The sequence below is a fragment of the Acinetobacter sp. 1207_04 genome (assembly GCF_052850415.1).
The window spans coordinates 1-22,984 of record NZ_VXCQ01000001.1 but is presented as its reverse complement, the minus strand read 5'-3'; the positions used below and the strand labels follow the sequence as shown (position 1 = coordinate 22,984).

The window sequence follows — 22,984 nt, the reverse complement described above, 5'->3', positions numbered from 1 at the left end:
AGATATTAGCTTTCATCTTTGGAAGATGCCGATTGTTCATCATCTTCTTTATAAATAAATTTCGGCATTTCTAAACCAAAATAAATGGCGATGCAACGTAATGAAAAACCAAAAACTAAGGTCGAAATAACCGTAAGTTCAAGTGATGCACCCATGTCGATACAAAACCAATAGAAGATCACCGCAACAAATGAAATAGATGCATATAACTCACGGCGGAAGACCAATGGGACATCATTACACAAGATATCTCGTAAAATACCACCCGACACGCCTGTTAGTACGCCTGCAACGGCACAAACCACAAAGCCGTGCCCCATTTGTAATGCCACTTGGCAGCCAATAATGGTAAAGGCGATTAGCCCCATTGCATCCAACAATAAGAAAATTGAATGTAAGTGCTTCATCCATTTGGCAATAATGATAGTGACGAACGCTGCAAAACAGGTTAAAACAAGGTATTCAGGATGTTTAACCCAAGTCAGTGGATAATGTCCAAGTAAAACATCTCGAACTGATCCGCCACCGAGTGCGGTCACACAGGCAATTAAAATGACGCCAAACCAATCCATACTGCGTCGTCCTGCTGACAACGCGCCGGTCATGGCTTCCGTCGTAATTGCAATAATGTAAATAACGGTGAGTAACATTGCCCTTCATCCGCTGATGGGTAAAAGATGCGCGCTAGTTTAAGTCAAATTGAATGAAAAGTTACAAAAATTGTGCGCAACATTGCTTAAATTTTTTACCCGAACCACAAATACAGGGTTGTTTCATTGTGATTTGCTGATCTGTAGTCGGATCAAGGAAATACCATTCATTTTCATGGCGTACAAAGTGTGAAATTTCATGGTGTATTTCCACCTGTTGAGTATGACTATTTTGGTCGACATAGTGGGCTTTAAACTCCACTTGAGCATGATTTTTATCCAATTTTTCTTGGGCTTTTACAATTTCGAGTTTTAACCATTGATTGGCTTTACTCCAATCTGCAATAGCTTTGACATCTAAAGCTTGCTGTTGTCCAAGTGCAGTGGTTTTTACAATATAATCAATTTCATATTTTGCAAATGCACTGTAACGTGAACGCATCAATTGTTCGGCACTTTGTGCTTTTGTCTTTCCTATATGTAAAGGCTGACAGCATTGGCTATATAGTACTGAACCGCATGGACAAGAGAGATTTGACATAAACAAAAACCGTATAAATAACCAAACGAATTATAAATAATCTGGATTATAAATAGCAGATACCTATTGAAGTTTTGTTATTTTTATTGATGAAAACCTAGCCACTTTGACGAAGACTTACACTCCAACATCACATAAAAAATTTTATATTCAACATGCGAAAAGAAAGACTTTCTATCTAGCATTTTGACCAAGACCATATCTAAAACCACAAAAAATTTAGTATTAAAATTAATATAATAGATTTACATACTTAGAGTACCGTATTACAGTATTGTTCAAATATTAAACTTTCTTAAATAAGCCTAAAAACTTCTGAAAGGAGTTAAGCATGTATAGTACCCTAACAAAAAAATTGTTGTTGGCAGTTGGTATCCTCGTTATCGCTGAGGTTGCAATAGCATGTACACGTGTTGTTTATCTAGGAGATAATGATGTAATAACAGCACGCTCTATGGACTGGAAAAGCGATGTAGGAACTAATCTTTGGATTCTACCAAGTAATGTCAAACGAACTGGCATGGCTGGACCTAAGTCTATTCAGTGGACATCAAAATATGGCAGTGTTATTGCCACTGGTTACGATATTTCCACCACAGATGGGGTGAACGAAAAAGGTTTAGTAGCAAACTTACTTTGGTTAGTTGAATCTGAATATCCCGATGTTCAGAAAAATAAGAAACCACCGCTGAGTATCTCGCTTTGGGCACAGTATGTATTAGATAATTATGCAACTGTAAATGAAGCAATTCAGGCTTTAGAAAAAGAACCTTTCATGATTGTGACTGATCAAGTTCCTGGTGAAAAGCGTTTAGCAACGTTGCATTTGTCTATTTCTGATTCTACAGGTGATAGTGCTATTATTGAATATATTGCTGGTAAGCAAACGATTCATCATGATAAAAAATATCAAGTAATGACAAACTCTCCAACATTTGATCAGCAACTTGCTTTAAATACATATTGGAAACAAATAGGTGGGACAACCATGTTGCCTGGTACTAACCGAGCAGCAGATCGTTTTGCTAGAGCATCATTTTATATTAATGCAATTCCTAAAAATGCGACACCTAAACACTCATTAGCGAGTGTATTTAGTGTAATTCGCAATACATCCGTTCCCTTTGGGCTTAATACTGAAGAAGAACCAAATATATCGTCTACTCGCTGGCGTAGCGTAATTGATCATAAAAAAGGTTTATATTTTTTTGAATCTGCTGTATCGCCAAATATTTTTTGGGTGGACTTAAAAGAAATTAACTTTAAAGATGGTCAAACTAAAAAGCTTGAATTGGGCCCAGATCAAGCGAAAACATATGCAGGCAAAGCCAATTCTTATTTTAAGATTACTCAACCATTTCTATTTTTAGGTATTCAGTAGGATATTGAACATGATAAAGAATTTTTTCTACATTCCTTTTATTATATTGATGATTACAGGCTGTACTTCAAATCCTAACGATACTAATCCAAACTTAGGCACAAGAGGTTTATTAATTTGTGAGACAAATGAGATTTGTCCAATTGTTACAGTCGTATGGAACGAAACTCATAAAGATATTTTAAAGGTAAATTTGAGCTTAAGTAGTGTATATAAAAAATATAATATTGAAAAAGTTGTATTTAGTAATGATATAAAAAATCTATCATTTAATGTAATTGGACCCACTGAAATTGATTTTATATTTAAAGCTAATCGTTCACGTAATAGTATTATAGTTCCTATCAATATGATGACTGAATTTCAAGGATCTCAAAATGTATTTATGAAAATATATACAGATCAAGGTGTTATTAAACGTTATATTGTGAAAGATAATGTTAAAGCACCTGTATTTGAAGACTTTACGAAATACTATAAATAACATAAATTTAATGAATTTTTAGCGAATTATAGAAATGTTATTTATAAATTCAATCGTTTTTATCCGAATATTTAAAAGTTAGATTTCCCTACACTACCTAAATTTAAGAGGTCATTTGATCGAATAAGTCCACTAGTGATTGAGAGTTACTCATATTTAAATCAGTTACATACTAAAAATAAAAAGCCAATCTTCTGATTGGCTTTTTATTTGAAAATTACTTACTCATCATCAGACTGCTTCAATGCCACAATATGCACTTTCTCAATTTTATGACCATCCATGGTTACTACTTCAAACTCATATCCATCTGCATGAAGTTTCTGACCATTTTCAGGCAAACGACCTAAATGATGTAAAATATAACCAGATAATGTCGAATATTGTTCTGACTCATCAACTAAGTCACGACCAAGTAATAAAGATACATGACGAATATCGGTTGAACCCTCTAAAATCAAGGAACCATCAGCTAGACTTTCAGCCGCAGCATCAAGTTCATCTTCATCAGGAAACTCACCTGCAATCGCTTCAAGAACATCGATTGGCGTTGCAATTCCTTCAATTGAACCATATTCATTGAGGACAATCGCCATTTGAAGTGGAGCTTGGCGAAGTTGTTCCATGACCATAAGAACTTGGGCATTTTCATGCACAATTACAGGTTCACGTAAGTGTTTTTGAAAATCTAAAATACCCGTTTCAATATAATCATTTAAGACTTTATGGGTAAGTACAATCCCTGCAATATTGTCCAATTCACCATGTGCCACAATTAAACGAGAATGTGTCATCGACATTAAACGCTCTTTTACAGAAACATGATCATCATCTAAATCAATCCATTCGAGTTCAGGTCGTGGAGTCATCACCGATTTGACAGGACGTTCAGATAAGCCCAATACACCTTGAACCATGACACTGTGATATGCGCCATTTTCATCATCAAATATTTCATCGGCAAGTGCCTGTGTTGCAATCACATCTTCATTTTTACCATTTTGATTGTCTGAGTTTTTCCCTCCCAACATTTTCAAAACCGCAGAAGCAGTACGGAAACGTAAATCTGTAGTTGTCACCATTTTTTCTTGGTTTTTACGCATGACTTGGTTCATAAACTCAACCAATACTGAGAAGCCAATCGCTGCGTACAAGTAACCTTTTGGAATGTGATAACCAAAGCCTTCAATAATCAGAGAGAAACCGATCATCATCAGGAAACCAAGGCATAAAATCACCACTGTCGGATGGTTATTGACAAAATTCATTAGGGCTTTAGATGCCCACAGCATAATGCCAACAGCAATCACTACAGCAATCATCATTACGGACAATTCTTTGACCATACCAACTGCTGTAATCACACTGTCTAAAGAAAATACAGCATCAAGTACCACAATTTGGACAATAACCATCCAAAATACAGCGTGAACAGGATTTTCGTCTTTCACTGCTTGTACACCCTCTAGACGCTCGTGTAGCTCCATCGTTCCTTTAAACAACAGGAATACACCGCCAAAGAGCAAGATCAAATCACGTCCCGAGAAGGCGTGATCAAGCACATGGAATAGTGGTTCGGTAAGTGTAATCACCCATGCAATGGATGCAAGCAACACCATTCGCATACAGAGTGCGAGTAGTAAACCAATAATCCGGGCTTTATCACGTTGTTCAGGTGGCAGTTTTTCTGCCAAAATTGCAATAAAGACTAAATTATCGACACCCAAAACAATTTCAAGGACAACCAATGTCGCAAGACCAACCCATGCAGAAGGATCAGACATCCATTCCAATATCATTGATTGTGCCCCTGCATGTCAGTACTTGGCTTAGTTGAATTTAAGAAATGTAAGATTTTCTTCAGTTTAGACTGAGAATTTATTATGTATGAAGACTGTGTCTTTATTGAGCGACGACAACCACTACTCATGATGATTCATTTGTTGTGAAAATTAGTATTCATTATAGGCAAATATCGGGAAAACTTCATCTGTTTATTTTTTTCAACTGCATTCTTCACTCATGTTGCATGTGCAAAAAATCTCTGAATATCACGCTAAAATGGCTTTGTCATATTTATGTCTTTAAATACAGACTACGCTATGTAGAACATGCTAAGTTAAGATGAAATAAAAATTGATGAACAGTGTATTAAAAAATATGACACATAATGCGTTAAATTCTTCCCATAAAACCACTCAACCTCTCATTGCACTGTACTGCGGTTCTCGTGCGGGTAACCATCCTATTTATCGTGAAAAAGCCATTCATTTAGCACGTGGTATTGCCGAACAAAACTTTGGTATTGTCTATGGTGGTGCAAGTATTGGGTTAATGGGACAAGTGGCCGACACCGTGATTGAGTACGGTGGTGAAGTGGTTGGTGTGATCCCTGAATTTATGCTCGATTATGAAATTGCGCATAATACATTGACTGAATTACATATTGTTCAAAATATGCATGAGCGTAAAGCCATGATGGCAGAACGTGCCAATGCCTTTGTTGCCCTCCCAGGTGGTTTTGGTACTTTTGAAGAGATTTTGGAAATAGCGACTTGGGCCCAACTCAATCAGCACCAAAAACCAATGATGCTCTACAATGTGAATGGGTTTTATGATCATATGATTGCCCAACTTGATCATGCTGTTGCTGAAGGTTTTTTACCGCCACAGCACCGTGCAAAATTAATTGTATGCAACCATTCTGACCAAATTTTTAACGCCATTAAAAATTTGAATAATCCTGAAAAATTTGTAGTTTAATTATTAAACTTTTCAATAAAAAACCGTCTTTTTATGTGGCTCACGCTAGTCAGGAAGAAAATTTATTTGATAGATATTTAAATCTTCCCTTTCCTCTCTTTAAAAAGAGAGGAACTACCTGAAATTTAATAAGATTTAGATCATAAAAATCTCCCTCCTTTTTCAAAGGAGGGTTGGAAATGATTTAAAAATTATGAATTGACGAACATTACTTTCATATAATGGTTTTTATTGTGTCGATCTCAAATAAGATGTTTAAGACTGCAAACCTAAAATCACATATTAATGACGTAAAGATTCAATCCAATGATATAACCATGGCAATGTGGTTGCGAGTAAAATACTCATCAATAAACCAATCAAAAGTTTGAGTGCATCTTTACTTACATTACGTGAAGTACGGTGTTTATTGACTTCGACCAAATGCATAGACATGGCAAATTCACGACCTGCGAGTAAACCTAAGAATACCCAAGTCGTACTCATTGGAATATTACTCATTTCTTTAAAGACAAGTAAAATTAATGCATAAATGAAATCGATAATCGTTGCAGAGCGCACATCTTGCACCCCTGTTTTGGTATCAATAATATTCTGAATTGCACCGCCACGTTGATAAAAAACGATACCTAATAAAACTACAAACACGGTAATCGCAAACAACATAAACCAAAATGGCACAACACGAGGCACATAAACAAAGATATTCGCCAAATCTTGAATCAGCCACTGACTCCACAAAAAACCTGTCGATACCCATTGAATCGCCATCCATGTCTTAGAAGCAGGTTCATCGCGGGTTTGTGAAAAATACAACGTGACTTTTTTAATGACAAAACGATAAATTAAAATTGCCGCAACAAAAGCTACTGCGTAACCGAGCATTGACTTGGTGAGCATTGAACTTAAACTGCTTGGAGAAAAAATTGTAAGTACAAGGAACGTGGTACTGACAGGAATCCCAAAACGAGTTAAAAACAGGAGTAATACAGGCGGTACAATATACAGCCATGTCATACCCTCTTTTGGAAATGGAATAGTGTCTAAACGTCCATAAGATGCATCACCTACACCCGATGTCCACCAACCATACATCAATACAACAGCTAAAATAGTACTCGTATATATCCATAACACCCACCAAGGTCGGTGTGCATTGGATGAAATAAATGTCCCTAGTGTTTGAGGAACGTCATTTCCGACAATTGAATACGCAGCTAAGCAAAAGCCGACGATCATCAACAGTTCAATGCCCATGATTTTTCACCTTGTTGAATGCCATAAAATAGTCTTTCATTTTGAGAAAGTGTCCGAGATTATGCCAATTTTGCAATTTTTTAAACCTTTAGTTTTCACTATTGTATAGCGCATTATAAAAACTGTTCCACAACATATGATCAATATCCTTTGAATTACATGGTATCTATAAGCTTTTGCAACAGCGTGTGAACACATTTTGTTTTACACTCAATAGCCTATATATAACGATCTTGTCCAAACGAAAATATATGACGGATGCTCCTGTACATCAAAAATTACAGCCTCAATTTTTACTGTTGGTGTTCCTTGTATCTATCGGTTTTTTTATGCAAGGTTTGGACACCACCATTATTAATACGGCACTGCCAACTATCGCAAAGGATCTCAATGAAGATCCCTTACGTATGCATGGTTTGATTATCAGTTATGTTTTATCTGTCGCTGTGTGTATTCCTTTAAGCGGTTGGTTGGCAGATCGTTTTGGCATTCGAAATACTTTTTTTGCTGCTATCGTTATTTTTACTTTCGCCTCACTCGGTTGTGCACTGTCTCATAGTTTTTATTCACTAATCAGCTTTCGTGTCATTCAAGGCATTGGTGGTGCTTTACTCATGCCTGTTGGGCGTCTTGCTATGCTTCGACTGATTCCACGAGAACAATTTCTCTCTGCGATGAGCATCATGAGCTTAGCAGGATTATTGGGTCCATTAACTGGACCTATTTTAGGAGGATGGTTAGTTGAATATATGTCTTGGCATTGGATCTTTCTGATCAATTTACCCATGGGGCTACTCGGCATGTTTATGGCTTTTAAAATCATGCCAAACCGCACCGAATCGAATGTGAAAAAGTTTGATTTGAGTGGCTTTATTTTATTGATGATTGCGATGGCAGGCATGGCGCTTGGTATTGAAAATATGGCAAGTCATGAAGTGTCTGGTACATTAAGCATCGGACTATTTATTTCAGGATTTATTGCAGCTTTTCTCTATGCTTGGCATGCCCATCATCATACCAATGCTTTGTTTCAAAGTAAGTTGTTTAAAAATAGAATTTACGCCATTGGTATTGTCGGTAATTTATTTGCACGTTTTGGTGCCAATGCTATTCCCTTTATTGTACCGCTTATGCTTCAAGTTGCGTTCCACATGGAACCTTTGATGACCGGAATCATGATGACCCCTGTCGTCTTAGGATCTCTTTTTTCTAAACCAATTATTCGTCCAATCATTCAGCGGGTAGGTTATCGTCGTTTTTTACTCCTTAATACAATCTTGGTCGGTGCTTGTATTGCAAGCTTTGCCTTAACCACGGCAGATACACCTTTTTGGCTTCGCGCCCTACATTTCTTTATTTTTGGCGTACTCAATTCACTACAGTTTGTCAGCATGAATACCTTAACGCTCAAAGATCTGCCACAACAAGATGCGAGTAGCGGTAATAGTTTCTTGTCAATGATTATGATGTTATCCATGAGTATCGGGATTGCGTTTGCAGGAACTTTACTAAATATCTTTACGGCACATTTTGGACAAGCACACATTACACAAGCCTTTCATACAACGCTGATGATTTTAGGTTCAATTAATATCATTACAGCTTGGATCTTTTATCAACTTCCAAAAGACCAACAAATCTAGGTAAATAGTCACTATGCGCTTAAGCATGCAGTAAAAGATAGTTTTGAAATGTCGTTCACGCTAAACTATGAGTCGTAGATCTTTTCTTTATTTTTAAAATTATGCTTTAAATCATCATGGCAAAAAGTAAAAAATATAAATTTCATCAGCTCAATAGTAAGTTCATCTTATTTACTTTGGTAATGTTGAGTGCCTTTGCCTTGATAATTACATTGATTATCTATAATAAACAAGCTACTGCAGAGCCCTATACCATTAAAGGCTTTGATGTGTCACATCATCAAGGTGAGATCAATTGGAAAAAAATTTCTCCACAGCAATATCAGTTTGTATATTTAAAAGCGACTGAGGGTGGAGATTATCAAGATGATCACTTTCAAAATTATTGGCTAAAAGCACGTGAACAAGGTTTACATGTCGGGGCATATCATTTTTTTAGGCTTTGCCGTGATGGTGCAATTCAAGCACAGAATTTCATTGCAACTGTCCCAAATAAACCTGATGCCCTCCCGCCTGTAATGGACTTGGAATATGACAGCAATTGCATCAATACACACACCAAAGAACAATTGCTCAAACAAATTCAAATCATGCATGACCAATTGCGCTCACACTATGATAAACAACCAATTTTTTATACTTCAAAAGCTTTTTATAACATTGTTCTTTTGGGAGAATTTAAAAATACCCCCATTTGGATTCGTGAATATAAAGAACAGCCTAATCTGAAAGATGGTCGTAAATGGACATTTTGGCAACACAACAATCAGGGTAAAATTTCAGGCATTGAAAAACCTGTCGATTTAAATGTGTTTTATGCTGATGCCCAAGCATGGCAACAATTTCTAAAGAAAAGCCAAATCATTCAACAGTAAAAAGGCGTGAAAAATTTCTGTATAAAAAATGTGCTCATTGAGCATGCCGAAAAACAAATCTTTAGTTTATTTTGCCGACACAAGCTGTCGTTTATTCTCTTGATGATGCATCTAAATCAATCTATTCAGGTTAAAATTGATTTTACCTACTCATATCACCTCAGCATGAAGACATATGTATGAGAAAAATCATTCATATTGATATGGACGCATTCTATGCATCCGTTGAACTCCTTGACCGACCTGAACTGAAACATTTGCCTGTGGTGATTTCTTCACATCACCCACGTGCAGTGATTGCGGCAGCATCCTACCCTGCCCGTGAGTTTGGTCTACGTTCGGCAATGTCGATGTCACAAGCCAAAAAACGCTGTCCTCAAGTCATTGTGATTGAACCTAATTTTGAAAAATACCGTGATGTTTCTGTAAAAATTCATCAGATTTTTCAAAATTATACGGGACTAATTGAACCTCTTTCACTCGATGAAGCTTATTTGGATGTCACCGAAAATTTAAAAAATATTCCAAGTGCGACAGAAGTTGCAGAATGCATTCGTGCTGATATTTTTCAAACGACAGGACTGACTGCTTCGGCAGGTGTTGCACCAAATAAATTTCTCGCCAAAATTGCCTCAGATTGGCATAAACCAAATGGTATCTGCATTATTAAACCGAATCAGGTTCAGCATTTTATTCAACATTTAGCACTGAAAAAAATTCCTGGTGTAGGTAAAGTCACGCAAGAAAAATTAAAAAGTCTCAATTTAGAAACGCTTGGTGATTTACAGCGAGTCGATGAAAATTTTCTGATTCATCATTTTGGAAAGTATGGCAAACAACTATTTTTATATGCGCAAGGTATTGATGATCGTCCTGTGCAAGCTGAACGCCAACGTCAACAAATTTCTAAAGAAACTACCTTTGATGATGATTTGAATATTCACCAATGTCAGTCCTATTGGGGCAATTTGATTGAACGAGTTTGGATCAGTTTAGGAAAACGTCAAATGCAAGCACGAGGCGTTACTGTCAAATTAAAACTTAAAAATTTTCAGGTTTTACAACACAGTAAAAGTTTTAAACAGCCTCTTAACTCACAGCAAGAAATGATTCAAGTGATTCAGATTTTACTGAAAGAAATGAATATTCCTGAACATTTTCAATTCCGTTTAATTGGTGTTGGACTTTACCAACTCTCTGAACAGCAAGAAGAATCTCAGTTATCTTTATGGCAATAAAAAGTTGAAGCTCAACTTTTTATTGGGTCTGAATCACAAAAATATTTGTTATCTTTATACTAATGATTCATACAGACTATCATTTTTGATGAATTATTAAACAACACATCAATATTCGACTAAATATTTATCCCCAATGATCAAAAAATAGCGTACTCTGTTCCCCGCAATACATTACCCATGTTGTTGCCGAGATATCGAAGTCATCAATACTTACGATATATTGTCCTGTGATTGGCGTGACGATCAAATCCGAATATTACAGGGCGCTCAGAATTTCACATGGGGAAAAACCCTCAAAATTCTATTCTTATCGATTTTTTGCACTTCAAATACTCAATTTCAAATATTAAAAATATCATCTATTATAAAGTTCACTTAAACTTCACCTAAATCACATCGCCATTCTGCTTCATTTTCAGTACACTGAAATTGTTGTCACTTATGTTTTAAGCCTATGAATAATAAAAAACAAATCTTATGTGTAGAAGATGATGCTGCCATTATTATGCCTCTACGTTATGCACTTGAACTCGAAGATTGGCTGGTGACTTGGGCAAATACAGGCATGTCTGCTATTCAACAAATTGAGCAAAACCACTTTGATTTTATTATTCTAGATGTTGGCTTACCTGATTTAAGCGGATTCGAAGTCTGTAAAAAAATCCGAACCTTTAATCATACACCTTTGCTCTTTTTAACTGCTCGAGATGATGAAATAGATCGTATTGTTGGGCTTGAAATTGGCGCAGATGATTATTGTGCAAAGCCTTTTAGCTCAAGAGAAATTGTATCTCGCATCAAAGCCATTTGGCGTAGAATGGAAATTCAACAACAACTTCTTGCTGAAAAACAGCAATCCATTTCGTCACAACAGCCTTCTAATATTTGGCAATGTCAGGATGAAACCTTGCAAATTCATTACTATGCCATTGCCTTACAACTCACCCGTTATGAATATCGTTTACTAAAATTACTTATCCAGCACCCCGAACAGGTTTTTAGCCGCCAACAATTGATGGATCATGTATGGGAACATCCTGAGCATAGTTTAGAGCGCACAGTCGATACCCATATTAAAAGTATTCGTAATAAACTCAAACAGATCTCACCTGAACATGAACCCATTGAAACGCATCGTGGTTTTGGCTATAGCTTGAAGCGGATGAGCTAAAGCATGTCTATTTTTATCCGTATTTGGTTTTTCTTCGGGTTAATTATTTTGCTCGGTTTATGCTTTATGTCATATACCTTTAATCAGCAAGTCAAACCCAATGTCCGCCAAGTGGTAGAAGATACCCTTGCAGAAAATGCCAATATTATCGCCATGTTAGTGGCTGAAGATGTTCATGATGGCAGAGTCGATACAGCGCAATTCGATCAAAAAATTCAAAATGCGCTCAATCGCAAACTTAATGCCAATATTTGGCAACACAATAAAAATGAGATCAATCAACAAATTTATATTACCGATGCCAAAGGCAAAGTGATTTACGATTCTCAAGGTATTGCCACAGGGCAAGATTATTCAAAATGGAATGATGTTTATCTAACTTTACAGGGCAAATATGGTGTGCGTTCAACTCGAAGTTATGACCTTAAAGGTAATGACAGTGGTGCTTATAGCAGTACTATGTTTATTGCAGCACCCATTTTTTATCAGGTGAATGGAAAAGCCCAACTAATTGGCGTGGTTAGTATTGGTAAACCGAATATTTCAGTACAACCCTATATTCAACGTGCGGAAGATCAATTGCTACGTCAGGCGGGTTGGATTGGTTTGATTAGCCTGTTTTTGGCAAGTTTAGTTGCCTATTGGCTCAAACATAGTATTGATCGCGTTCGTAAATATGCACAGGCACTTGCACCCGTTAATCAAACTCCCTATTTCCGTTCTGCTAAAGAACTCAATCAAGTAGCTCAAGCCGTTGAAAATATGCGGGAAAAACTTGAAGATCGTGCTTATGTCGAACATTATGTCAATACACTAACCCATGAATTAAAAAGCCCACTCACGGCGATTCAAGCAAGTGCTGAGTTGCTCAAAGAAGACCTCCCCTTAGAAGATCAGCAACAATTTGCAACCCATATACATGAGCAAAGCCACCGATTAAAAACCTTAATTGATCGTATGTTATTATTGACACGACTTGAAAAATCTCAGCATCAAATTGAACCACAATATTTCAACTTATCTGAGCTAATTCAACAAGTTTTAGATCAACATGCGAGTCAGATTCAGCAACAGCAGATACAATGCTTACTCGATATTGAACCCAATTGTATGATTAGTGCCGATCGTTTTTGGATTCAGCAAACCCTTGCCAATGTCCTTGATAATGCTTTGGACTTTACCCCATCTACAGATAAAATTTTTTTTAAACTCATTCATTTAGATAATAAAAAAATTCAAATTAGCCTGTTCAACGAAAGTGCTTCAATTCCTAATTATGCATTACCTCAAATCTTTGATACTTATTTTTCTTTACCCCGTCCCAGCAATCAACAACGCAGTTCAGGCATTGGTCTGAGCATCGTTAAGCAAGTGATTGAACAACATCATGGACAAATTAAAATTGAAAATATTCAATCCAATCACATTACTAAATTAATACCCCATACATCAGGCGTCTTAGTCAGTATTGAATTGCCGTTGTAATGAATGTTGTCATGAACCCTCCAAAAAATTTGGGTATGGCATCTGACGTACTTCACCTAAACTTCACATTGAAATCAATTTACACTCAAATAAAACACATATAGCACTCGCAAACTCTCCTCACCGAAAGAACAACAAGGAACTGCGATGCGATCAAATTTTTTAACCCTCAAAATCATTGCTATTATTATTTTAATGGCAATATTTTGGGTCGGGCTCAATTTCATTTCAAACTTGGTTTCAGAGCGACAACGATATCAACAAGACTTCTTACAAGATATTGCTCAGAACCATATCCGCCCTCAAAGCATTGTTTCACCGTATATTCGTGTACCTTATCAAGAAAATAGAATCTGTCAAAATGAGAAAAAAGAACCCTATAAGTGTATCGAAACTCATTGGACACTGATTGGCGCAGATCAAACGCACTGGACATCACAATTTGATGTCTCTGATAACCAATATAAGCGTACTATTTACCGAGCAATCAGCTATCAAGCACTTCTCACAGCACAAGGTAGTTTTCAAAAACCACTTTTAGAACAACACCCTTATCAATGGAATCAAGCGGAAATTGTATTGCCCGTGTCTGATCCACGCAGTTTAAATCAGAATCCAACGATCAATATTTTAAATCAAAATTATCAGTTTGAAATTACCCCACAAGATACTACCAATTCAGGACTAAATTTTATGCGAATTGGCGTAAAACAACGACCTGAACTACTCAATGCCATTCAAAATGGTTTTCAATTTAAACTGCAGATAAATACCGCAGGACTGAATAAATTTACCCTTATTCCCACTAGTAATGTGATTACCTACGCTGCAAAAGGCAATTGGGCAGATGCTAAATATGATGGTCAAAGCCTACCTTATAAAAAGGATAGTGCTGAAAAACAATTCTCTGCACAGTGGAAAAATATTGCACTTGGGCAACAAAATCTTAATGTTTTAGCAAACTGTACTGCCAATAATGGAAATAATCAAAATTGCTTAAATCCATTGAAATCATCGCAATACTCAGACAATGAAGAGAATTATACTGCTGAAAATACTCATGTAAAAATCGGGCTTTCTACCGAATTTTTAGAATCCGTCAATGTCTATACTCAAACTGACCGTGCCATTAAATACGGTATTGTGATTATCCTCATTACCTTTGGCTGTTTCTTCCTATTTGAAGTACTGAAAAGTTTACGCATTCACCCAATTCAATACGCATTAGTGGCAATGGCGCAAGGCATTTTCTTTGTCCTTTTACTCGCAATCAGTGAATATTATGCTTTTGCATGGGCATACATGGTGGCTGCTATTGCCTGTATCAGCCTGATGACATGGTATTTATTCTTTGTCATGAAAGGCTTCAAAGCTGCTGCCTTATTTGGCGTTATTCTCAGTATCCTGTACGGCATCATGTATATGTTATTGCAATCATCAGGAAAAACATTCTTGATGGGTTCGGTGATCGCTTTCATTATCCTGAGCATTGTGATGTTCATTACCCGAAATATCGATTGGTATCAATTGAATGGGCGGACTGAACGTGAATTAAAAATTTACACTCCACCACAATAATTCACCCTTGAGTGGATGGCACACTACCATCCACTTTTTAAGTATCTTTAAAATAAAATGATTTTGATCCATAGGTCTAAAAATGAATATTTCTACACAGAAAAAATATCCAAAACAGCAAAACACAACACAACACAAATTCAACAACTCTGCCCCCTGGAATGTTCGATTGCATTTTGCTTAAATCAATTACGTTCAGCTAAAATTCAATTTCTCAATTTGGGAAATCTCGTAATTTGCCCAAAACAAAACTGCCTGATTATTTTTAAATACAAAATGTTGATTCGAATCGATACACTTACCAACAAGCAACACACGGCACAAAATCTGAAAATCAGATGTGCAGATGGCTCATGATCACGTAAACTTTAAGCTAAGAGAAAATTTGAGAATGACCATGACTGTACAACGTCTGCACGTTGCAAAACGCTTTTCTGAAATTGCAATTTCAGGCAATTTAGTTCATTTAGCAGGACAATTGGCTAGTGATTTCAGCTTAGATATTAAAGGACAAACACAGCAGACACTCGATATTATTGATCAGTTTCTTGCAGATGCAGGTACCGATAAAAGCCATATCATGTCTGTGACCATTTATTTAAAAGATATTGATAAAGATTACGATGCATTTAATGAAATTTGGGATGCTTGGGTATCAGATATTGAAGCACTGCCACGTGCGTGTGTAGAAGCGAAAATGTATCATCCTGATGTTCTTGTAGAAATGACAGTTGTTGCTGTTAAACCTGAATAAAATATAGAGTCAAATAAAAATGCATGGTTTAGACCATGCATTTTGTTTAACCAAAAATACGAATACGATTTACTGTAGTTAAATACAGATCAGACTTCCCCATACTCATCGTATACTCCTGTTCAGGCTGATGCATCCCTGTAAACTCCATCAGAAAGTCTTCACGTAATTGCTGATATTCCGGAGCACCGTTATAGCGAACCATTCGATACCCTGCCGATTCCAGTAAAGCATCTTGATGTGCCTGTTGTTTCATGCGCTTCAACGCATGGATGTCATCTAAAGCCACTATTGCAATCACTTTACAATTTTTATCAAGCACCACGAAGTCTGCAAACATCTTTTGATATTTACGGCGAGTGTGTAAATATTTAGTAGTCAACAAAGCATCAAATGAAACATGAGCCAATACATTTGCTTCAGGAAGCACTTCTTTTAAGCGGGTAAATGTCATCATCTCAATTGAATTAAAAACAGCTCTACGACGTAATGCACTGTCATTTTTTTTGTCATTTTTCAAGTTATTGAAAAAAATAACACTGAATAGACTCAGTATGATAAGGCTTACGATAACGATCAAATCCATGATTTATTATCCTTTCATTTTTTATAATATTCGGCTTATGACCGATTCTTCTTGGTTCTAAGTTCTATTATATAACTGATTATTGCTATAGCTTAGTTTTGTAAAAAAACAATATGAATCATTACACGATTATCTCAAACATTAACAATTCGTTGCGAGACAATTTTTAAAATCTAAATGGTATTCATGAATCAACGATCATTTATACAATTATAATTTGAACTAAACTATATTTTATTCACGTAATATGACATTTTTATGAAAATACAACAACTATATATTTATAGCGGTATTTTCTATAAAGTACAAATATTTCCGATAAAATTATTAATATAGAACCGTTTATTTTAAATTACCTATTCAAAATTTTATTCTTATTTTCGGCACTTGTTCTCAACATTAAAAAAGGATGCCGAAGCATCCTTTAATTTATTCAAAAATAAAGTCGTATATTTAAAATACTTTATGCCTTAGCTTTACCTTTATTTTTAGGCTTAGACCCACCAAATGGCTTTTTACTGTCCCCTGTTTCACGTGGAGGCAAACCTGTATGTTGCGTTAAAATTTGACCACGCTCAGGACGTTTTTTGGTATTTGAAGGGCGTGACTGACCTTGTGATGCCTTAGTACGATTGCCTTGCTCACCATTACGTTTTTGCGAATCACCATCTACCGTAGAGTTTTTCTTACGCGCAGATTGGTAATTACCCTCTGCCGAACCCGCAGGCTGATAGGTCGGAATCAAATGATGCTTCGAATTACCAATCAAATCCTGACGACCCATTTCTTTCAAGGCTTCACGGAGCAACGGCCAGTTATTTGAATCATGGTAACGCAAGAATGCTTTATGCAAACGACGACGTTTGTCACCTTTTACAATATCGACATTTTCAGTATAACGTGCCACTTTTGCGAGTGGGTTTTTACCTGTGTAATACATAGTTGTCGCTGTTGCCATTGGCGATGGATAGAAGGTCTGTACCTGATCGGCACGGAAATCATTCTTCTTCAACCAAATAGCAAGGTTCATCATGTCATAGTCAGTTGTACCAGGATGCGCTGCGATAAAGTACGGAATTAAATACTGTTCTTTGCCTGCTTCCTTACTGAAACGCTCGAACATCTGTTTGAAACGGTCATAGGTGCCTATGCCCGGTTTCATCATCTTGTTCAATGGACCTTTTTCAGTATGTTCAGGGGCAATTTTTAAATAACCACCCACATGATGCGTCACCAATTCTTTCACATATTCGGGGTTCAAAACTGCAAGGTCATAACGTAGACCTGAACCAATCAGAATTTTTTTCACGCCTTTAATAGCACGTGCTTTACGATACAACTGAGTCAGCGGTGCATGATCGGTATGTAAGTTTTGGCATACACCTGGGAATACACATGATGGCTTACGACAGTTCTTTTCAATCTCAGGATCTTTACACTGCAAACGATACATGTTTGCTGTTGGACCACCTAAATCAGAGATAATGCCTGTAAAGCCAGGAGCTGTATCACGAATTTTTTCAACTTCACGTAAAATCGATTCTTCAGAACGATTCTGAATAATACGACCCTCATGCTCTGTGATTGAACAGAAAGTACAACCACCAAAACAACCACGCATGATATTCACAGAGAATTTAATCATGTCAAATGCAGGGAAACGTGCTTCACCATAAGATGGATGTGGCAGACGCGCATAAGGCAAATCAAACACATAATCCATTTCTTCGGTGGTTAATGGAATTGGTGGTGCATTCAACCACACATCACGTTCACCATGCTTTTGTACCATGGCACGGGCATTGCCGGGATTGGTTTCCAAATGCAAAATACGGTTAGCATGCGCATATAAAACAGGATCTTCTGCAACTTCTTCAAATGCAGGTAAGCGAATGACCGCTAATTCACGGGGTGGTAATTTATGCTTAATGGCTTTAGATACAGGTTGTAATTGAACAATCTGTGTATCTGCATCCAAATGATCGCCTTCACGAATAATTGGATTAGCAACAAGTTCTTTTTGGAAATTTTGATATTGAGTTAAAGAGTTACCTTTATCTTTCTCAATCTCACAGCCATCTAAATCTTCTGTCATCACATAAGGGTTGATGATTGGATCAACACGACCAATTGCATCAACATCATTCGATGCAATTTCAACAAACTTAGATTTAGAGGCACGATTATGTTTATTGACAATAAATGCCGTACCACGAACATCCGTAATGTCTGTAATTTTTTCACCACGCGCCAAACGGTGCATGACTTCAGTAATTGAACGCTCGCCATTGCCGTACATGAGTAAATCGGCTTTCGAATCCATCAACACCGAGCGGCGGACTTTGTCTGACCAATAATCATAATGAGCAATACGGCGCAGTGATGCTTCAATCCCACCCAATAATACAGGAACATCAGGATAAGCTTCACGGACACGCTGACAGTACACAGTCGCTGCACGGTCAGGACGTTTATTTGGAACGTTATCAGGAGAATAGGCATCATCCGAGCGGATTTTACGGTCAGCCGTATAACGGTTGATCATCGAATCCATGTTCCCTGCGGTTACGCCCCAAGCGAGATTAGGCTTACCCAATACTTTAAATGCTTCGGCAGACGTCCAATCAGGCTGTGCGATAATACCAACACGAAAACCTTGTGCTTCTAAAACACGCCCAATAATGCCTGAACAAAAAGATGCATGATCGATGTAAGCATCGCCACAGACCAAAATAAAATCACAACTGTCCCAACCAAGTTGATCCATTTCCTCACGTGACATCGGCAAAAATGGGGCAGGCTCAAAGCACGAAGCCCAATATTTGTCGTAATCAAACAACGCTGTAGGCGCAGTTTGAGCAGTATAAGCAGTAGACATGATGAGTAATCTCGATTGGCAGTTGGCGATCGGGAGATGATCTAAGATGAAAGCCGATCATTTTACCATGAATTCTGCTCATGTTGCTTGATTAAAAAACAAACATTTTTACTTTATGAGTGTCAAACATCATATAAACACCGATCCATTTAATTGAATAAATAAATATGATGAATGGAAACTCAAATAAATATGCTAAATCAGTTGATTATGAAATACTCTATCTAAAATCAACTTAAAAAGGAGTTTACATGTCAACTATGTCAATTTTTTCGCGGCATTTCATTCTAAGGTTGAGTATAAAAATAAAAGGGGCAAGCCGAAGATCTTGAACAATTCAAACGAAGTAGCATTCAATTTATTCAGCAAAATATTAGCAACTAAGAAAAAATCATTTCAATTCATCTTCAATTTTTCCTGAATTTGGATCTGCTTCAATTTAAATGCAATGAATACCCCAATGATCAGAACAAGTGTAATGGCTATAGTTAAACCAAACCAACCTCCTTGCTCCCAAACCAATCCACCACTGCTCCCCAAGAAACTTGAGCCTAAGTAATAACAAAATAAGTAAAGTGATGAACCTACTGCACGATATTGCAAGGATTGTACCGACACCCAACTACTTGACGTTGAATGTGCTGCAAAAAATGAAAAAGTAAAAATAAGTAATCCCGCTAAAATAGCCCATAAAGTAGGAATGAGCATAATCCAGAGACCGAAGATCATCATGCTCAACATTGCAATGAGGACGTTATCTCTCCCGAATTTATGACTCCAACTTGCTGCACGAGGTGAACTATAAATTCCCGATAAATATGCAATTGAAATTAGACCAATCCACATCTGTGAAAGCTCAAAAGGCTTTTCAAGCAAGTGATAACTCATATAGTTAAACACGGTCACGAAGCAGCCCATCAAAATAAAGCCTTCAGCAAAAAGTAGTCGAAGTCTGACATCTGCCAAATTCTTTTTAAAAGACTCTATAAAGCGATTCAAATTAATTGGATAAGCTTTAAAATGTTTCGATGCAGGCAATGCCATATAAAACGTAATGGCAATTAATAAATTAAGTGCACCAATAATGCTAGTCGCTGTCTGCCAAGAGATATAATCGAGTAATACACCTGCGATCAATCTCCCTCCCATTCCCCCAATGGCTGTCCCTGAAATATATAAACCCATGGCAAATCCAACATCTTTTTGCGCAATTTCTTCCCCTATATATGTCATCGCAACAGATGCCACACCACTGACAGCAAGTCCAACCATCATGCGAGTCGCAAGAAATATTTCCCAATAGGGCAAAATTGAACTAATTAATAATAAAATAGAGGTCGAAAATAAGGAGATGACCATAATCTTTTTACGACCAAAACGATCTGAAATTAAGCCTGCAAATAACAGTCCTAAAGCGAGTGCAATGGTCGAAAATGAAAGTGGAAAGCTGCTATGTGTGGGTGTCACCTGAAAGAATTTTGCTAAAAATGGCATCATCGGTTGCACGCAATATAATGATGAAAAAACAGCAAAACCTGCTAAAAATAGCGAAAAGAGAATAGCAAGAAAGGGACGAGTACCATACTCAATATAATTAGTGGATGTGGACGTTTTAGACATAATCACTCCTCATGTCTAACTCAGTATACGCTTGTTTATGATGATGCAAAAATTAAAACCTAAACGACCCTATTCACCCATTTCAATTTATATTTACCCATAAAAAAACCCTCAACAATGTGAGGGTTTTTCATTATCTTAAATTATTAAGCTTTTGCTGTCACACCTGAACCGATTTTTTCAGATTCATTGCTATTCATAATTAACGAAACTGCAATTGCGGTAATTAACACAGGTAAGCCAACCGCCATAAAATTGAAATGTGCAGGTAAATTCATACCTAACAAACCACCAATTAAAATTGGACCAATAATCGCCCCCATACGACCAATCGCAGATGACCAACCAATCCCTGTCGAACGTACCGCCAATGGATAAAACTGTGCAACATAGCTATACAGCAACATTTGCGAGCCAATTGATGCTGCACCTGCCAAGAAGACTAAAATATAGAGTAGGAATTCATTCGACTGAAAGCCCATTAAACTCATGACTACTGCGCCAATTATACCAAGACACATTAAAACAGGTTTTAAATGGAAACGATCCGCTAAAATTCCGCCACCAATAATACCAATCACAGCACCAATGTTCATCACCATCATAAACATTAAGCTGTTATCCATTGAATAACCCGCTGCCATCATTAGTTTTGGCAACCAACTGCTTAATGCATACATCGTGAGTAAACAAGTGAAGAAAGCTATCCAAAACAATACTGTATTCATCGCACGACCACGACGGAACAAACTCATTACACTTGCAGACTCAGGAACATCGACTTTATCTAATTCAAATGTCGTTGTTTCTTTTACTGTGATGGTTGGTTCTAAACGACTTACGATTTTTCGTGCTTCTGCTTGACGATCTTGTTGAACAATAAAAGTTAAAGATTCAGGTAAAAACTTCCAAATTACTGGCAATAAAAATAACGGAATACCTGCAATAAAGAACATGATTTGCCAACCAAAATCTGGGGTGAACCATGAGCCAAGTAAAGCAGCCATCACACCACCTACGGCATAACCACTGAACATACCTGTTACAAGCGTACTACGCATACGAATTGGTGCATACTCTGAGGTTAAGGCTACAAGGTTCGGCATTACACCACCAATACCTAAACCTGCAAGAAAACGTAAAATGGCAAATTCTGTTGGATTAGATGCAAAACCACCTGCAAATGTTAAACCACTGAATAGCACAATACAGATCATAATGACTTTCTTACGACCAATTTTATCTGCGAGCGAACCAAAAATCATCGCACCAAACATCATACCTGCTAAAGCTGTACTTGCAAGCATACCTGCCTGCATTGCTGTCAAACCCCACTCAGCCATCAAAAGTGGCAACACTACACCATTGATGGCTAAGTCGTAACCATCAAATAAAATAATCAATAAACACCACACCAAAACATTAAAGTGAAATGGTCTAAATTTTGCGTGATCAATAATATGATTAACGTTGACTGCTTTATCCGTCATCATTCAATTCCTGTGAAACTATATTTCAAAAAACGCTCTTCCAAATCATTAGTTTCAATATAATTTTTAGAATAAAACCAACGTCGCTCATCAAAGCAATTGAGACTATATTCACATAATTTATACCACTATAGGAATAGCACATTAGTCTTATTGTTCATTTATTTTTGCGACAAAATTCACACTTTATGTAAATTAAACAATACAGTTTATTTAATTTTTCTTAAGTGATTATTTTTAATACTTTATGAAATGAAATTTACAAAATCATTTTTTGGTAATGCAATCGCGCAAACATCATGCTCTTCATTCAAGGTGATCTATACAATCTAATTCGTTGATAATTCAGTTCTGCTTATTGACCAAAAAGGGTCGTAATTTCAGTGCTAAAATCATTTTTATGAATGATAAATTTTTCCATGATGCCCTTGTGTTTATTTTAGATTCATTACACGCCCTTAATAATTCATTCTTATTTGAAAATGGTGATTTTTTTATAAATATTTATCGACTTTTCACCTATTATTTTCTTAAATTTCGTCTATTTTTCAATTTTCCTCCTGACAATAAAAAACACCCTCTGTCTT

General features: G+C 36.7%; 19 protein-coding genes. 11 read left to right on the top strand and 8 right to left on the bottom strand.

Translation table 11 applies throughout. The features are described 5' to 3' along the window. Window positions 1–5: 5 nt before the first annotated feature. Window positions 6–650 carry a trimeric intracellular cation channel family protein gene (locus FW754_RS00095; protein ID WP_409512300.1) on the bottom strand — a complete coding sequence of 215 codons (645 nt, stop codon included), beginning with the start codon at window positions 648–650 and terminating at the stop codon, window positions 6–8. Between the two features lie 61 nt (window positions 651–711). After that, a complete protein-coding gene (locus FW754_RS00090) occupies window positions 712–1,191 on the bottom strand; it encodes a YchJ family protein (protein WP_409512299.1) in 480 nt (159 codons plus the stop codon). 331 nt (window positions 1,192–1,522) lie between these two features. Between FW754_RS00090 and FW754_RS00085 the strand changes: the two genes are divergently transcribed. Then, window positions 1,523–2,572 (top strand): linear amide C-N hydrolase, encoded by a 1,050-nt coding sequence (locus FW754_RS00085; RefSeq protein WP_446323533.1) that lies wholly within the window; start codon window positions 1,523–1,525, stop codon window positions 2,570–2,572. 10 nt (window positions 2,573–2,582) lie between these two features. Beyond that, window positions 2,583–3,056, top strand: coding sequence for a hypothetical protein (locus FW754_RS00080; RefSeq protein WP_409512297.1), 474 nt, complete (start codon window positions 2,583–2,585; stop codon window positions 3,054–3,056). 221 nt (window positions 3,057–3,277) lie between these two features. Here FW754_RS00080 and FW754_RS00075 read toward each other — a convergent pair whose 3' ends face one another. Next, a complete protein-coding gene (locus FW754_RS00075; RefSeq protein WP_446323532.1) occupies window positions 3,278–4,855 on the bottom strand; it encodes a TerC family protein in 1,578 nt (525 codons plus the stop codon). Window positions 4,856–5,195: 340 nt separating this feature from the next. Here FW754_RS00075 and FW754_RS00070 point away from each other — a divergent pair, with 340 nt between their 5' ends. Then, window positions 5,196–5,819: an LOG family protein gene (locus FW754_RS00070; protein WP_409512295.1), complete on the top strand. Its 624-nt coding sequence runs from the start codon at window positions 5,196–5,198 to the stop codon at window positions 5,817–5,819. A gap of 282 nt (window positions 5,820–6,101) precedes the next feature. On the opposite strand, the gene FW754_RS00065 is transcribed toward FW754_RS00070, so the two are convergent. Further along, a complete protein-coding gene (locus FW754_RS00065; RefSeq protein ID WP_409512294.1) occupies window positions 6,102–7,076 on the bottom strand; it encodes a hypothetical protein in 975 nt (324 codons plus the stop codon). A gap of 251 nt (window positions 7,077–7,327) precedes the next feature. Between FW754_RS00065 and mdtD the strand changes: the two genes are divergently transcribed. From mdtD to FW754_RS00025, 8 genes are all read left to right on the top strand, one after another. Then, complete coding sequence (mdtD, locus tag FW754_RS00060; protein WP_409512293.1) at window positions 7,328–8,719, top strand: multidrug transporter subunit MdtD; 1,392 nt, start codon at window positions 7,328–7,330, stop codon at window positions 8,717–8,719. Window positions 8,720–8,901: 182 nt separating this feature from the next. After that, the gene (locus FW754_RS00055) at window positions 8,902–9,594 is read left to right on the top strand and encodes a glycoside hydrolase family 25 protein (protein WP_419345880.1); all 693 of its coding nucleotides are present in this window, start codon (window positions 8,902–8,904) and stop codon (window positions 9,592–9,594) included. A gap of 179 nt (window positions 9,595–9,773) precedes the next feature. Next, a complete protein-coding gene (gene dinB, locus FW754_RS00050) occupies window positions 9,774–10,832 on the top strand; it encodes a DNA polymerase IV (protein ID WP_419345737.1) in 1,059 nt (352 codons plus the stop codon). A gap of 457 nt (window positions 10,833–11,289) precedes the next feature. Further along, window positions 11,290–12,006, top strand: coding sequence for a two-component system response regulator CreB (gene creB, locus FW754_RS00045; protein WP_446323531.1), 717 nt, complete (start codon window positions 11,290–11,292; stop codon window positions 12,004–12,006). Between the two features lie 3 nt (window positions 12,007–12,009). Further along, entirely contained in the window at window positions 12,010–13,491 is a 1,482-nt protein-coding gene (creC, locus tag FW754_RS00040; RefSeq protein ID WP_446323530.1) for a two-component system sensor histidine kinase CreC, read from the top strand. A 147-nt stretch (window positions 13,492–13,638) separates the two neighbouring features. Next, window positions 13,639–15,069, top strand: coding sequence for a cell envelope integrity protein CreD (creD, locus tag FW754_RS00035; RefSeq protein WP_446323529.1), 1,431 nt, complete (start codon window positions 13,639–13,641; stop codon window positions 15,067–15,069). Window positions 15,070–15,174: 105 nt separating this feature from the next. Continuing rightward, a complete protein-coding gene (locus FW754_RS00030; RefSeq protein WP_446323689.1) occupies window positions 15,175–15,426 on the top strand; it encodes a hypothetical protein in 252 nt (83 codons plus the stop codon). A gap of 40 nt (window positions 15,427–15,466) precedes the next feature. After that, entirely contained in the window at window positions 15,467–15,823 is a 357-nt protein-coding gene (locus tag FW754_RS00025; RefSeq protein WP_446323528.1) for a RidA family protein, read from the top strand. Between the two features lie 46 nt (window positions 15,824–15,869). On the opposite strand, the gene FW754_RS00020 is transcribed toward FW754_RS00025, so the two are convergent. The 4 genes from FW754_RS00020 to FW754_RS00005 all read right to left on the bottom strand — a co-directional run bounded on the left by FW754_RS00020 (window position 15,870) and on the right by FW754_RS00005 (window position 22,397). Beyond that, on the bottom strand, window positions 15,870–16,409 hold the full coding sequence (locus FW754_RS00020; RefSeq protein WP_446323527.1) for a DUF2726 domain-containing protein: 540 nt from the start codon (window positions 16,407–16,409) through the stop codon (window positions 15,870–15,872). Window positions 16,410–16,872: 463 nt separating this feature from the next. After that, window positions 16,873–19,287 (bottom strand): YgiQ family radical SAM protein, encoded by a 2,415-nt coding sequence (locus FW754_RS00015; protein ID WP_446323526.1) that lies wholly within the window; start codon window positions 19,285–19,287, stop codon window positions 16,873–16,875. Between the two features lie 396 nt (window positions 19,288–19,683). Further along, window positions 19,684–20,907, bottom strand: a complete 1,224-nt coding sequence (locus FW754_RS00010; protein ID WP_446323525.1) for an MFS transporter — start codon at window positions 20,905–20,907, stop codon at window positions 19,684–19,686. A 146-nt stretch (window positions 20,908–21,053) separates the two neighbouring features. Next, the gene (locus FW754_RS00005; protein WP_409512283.1) at window positions 21,054–22,397 is read right to left on the bottom strand and encodes an aromatic acid/H+ symport family MFS transporter; all 1,344 of its coding nucleotides are present in this window, start codon (window positions 22,395–22,397) and stop codon (window positions 21,054–21,056) included. Between the last annotated feature and the right edge of the window lie 587 nt (window positions 22,398–22,984).

Coding starts and splice junctions, on each gene's coding strand:
- FW754_RS00090 (WP_409512299.1), bottom strand. CDS start 1,191: ATGTCAAATCTCTCTTGTCCATGCGGTTCAGTACTATATAGCCAATGC.
- FW754_RS00055 (WP_419345880.1), top strand. CDS start 8,902: ATGTTGAGTGCCTTTGCCTTGATAATTACATTGATTATCTATAATAAA.
- FW754_RS00095 (WP_409512300.1), bottom strand. CDS start 650: ATGTTACTCACCGTTATTTACATTATTGCAATTACGACGGAAGCCATG.
- FW754_RS00080 (WP_409512297.1), top strand. CDS start 2,583: ATGATAAAGAATTTTTTCTACATTCCTTTTATTATATTGATGATTACA.
- FW754_RS00070 (WP_409512295.1), top strand. CDS start 5,196: ATGAACAGTGTATTAAAAAATATGACACATAATGCGTTAAATTCTTCC.
- creC (WP_446323530.1), top strand. CDS start 12,010: ATGTCTATTTTTATCCGTATTTGGTTTTTCTTCGGGTTAATTATTTTG.
- creD (WP_446323529.1), top strand. CDS start 13,639: ATGCGATCAAATTTTTTAACCCTCAAAATCATTGCTATTATTATTTTA.
- FW754_RS00065 (WP_409512294.1), bottom strand. CDS start 7,076: ATGGGCATTGAACTGTTGATGATCGTCGGCTTTTGCTTAGCTGCGTAT.
- FW754_RS00085 (WP_446323533.1), top strand. CDS start 1,523: ATGTATAGTACCCTAACAAAAAAATTGTTGTTGGCAGTTGGTATCCTC.
- FW754_RS00005 (WP_409512283.1), bottom strand. CDS start 22,397: ATGACGGATAAAGCAGTCAACGTTAATCATATTATTGATCACGCAAAA.
- FW754_RS00010 (WP_446323525.1), bottom strand. CDS start 20,907: ATGTCTAAAACGTCCACATCCACTAATTATATTGAGTATGGTACTCGT.
- dinB (WP_419345737.1), top strand. CDS start 9,774: ATGAGAAAAATCATTCATATTGATATGGACGCATTCTATGCATCCGTT.
- FW754_RS00075 (WP_446323532.1), bottom strand. CDS start 4,855: ATGATATTGGAATGGATGTCTGATCCTTCTGCATGGGTTGGTCTTGCG.
- creB (WP_446323531.1), top strand. CDS start 11,290: ATGAATAATAAAAAACAAATCTTATGTGTAGAAGATGATGCTGCCATT.
- mdtD (WP_409512293.1), top strand. CDS start 7,328: ATGACGGATGCTCCTGTACATCAAAAATTACAGCCTCAATTTTTACTG.
- FW754_RS00015 (WP_446323526.1), bottom strand. CDS start 19,287: ATGTCTACTGCTTATACTGCTCAAACTGCGCCTACAGCGTTGTTTGAT.
- FW754_RS00025 (WP_446323528.1), top strand. CDS start 15,467: ATGACTGTACAACGTCTGCACGTTGCAAAACGCTTTTCTGAAATTGCA.
- FW754_RS00020 (WP_446323527.1), bottom strand. CDS start 16,409: ATGGATTTGATCGTTATCGTAAGCCTTATCATACTGAGTCTATTCAGT.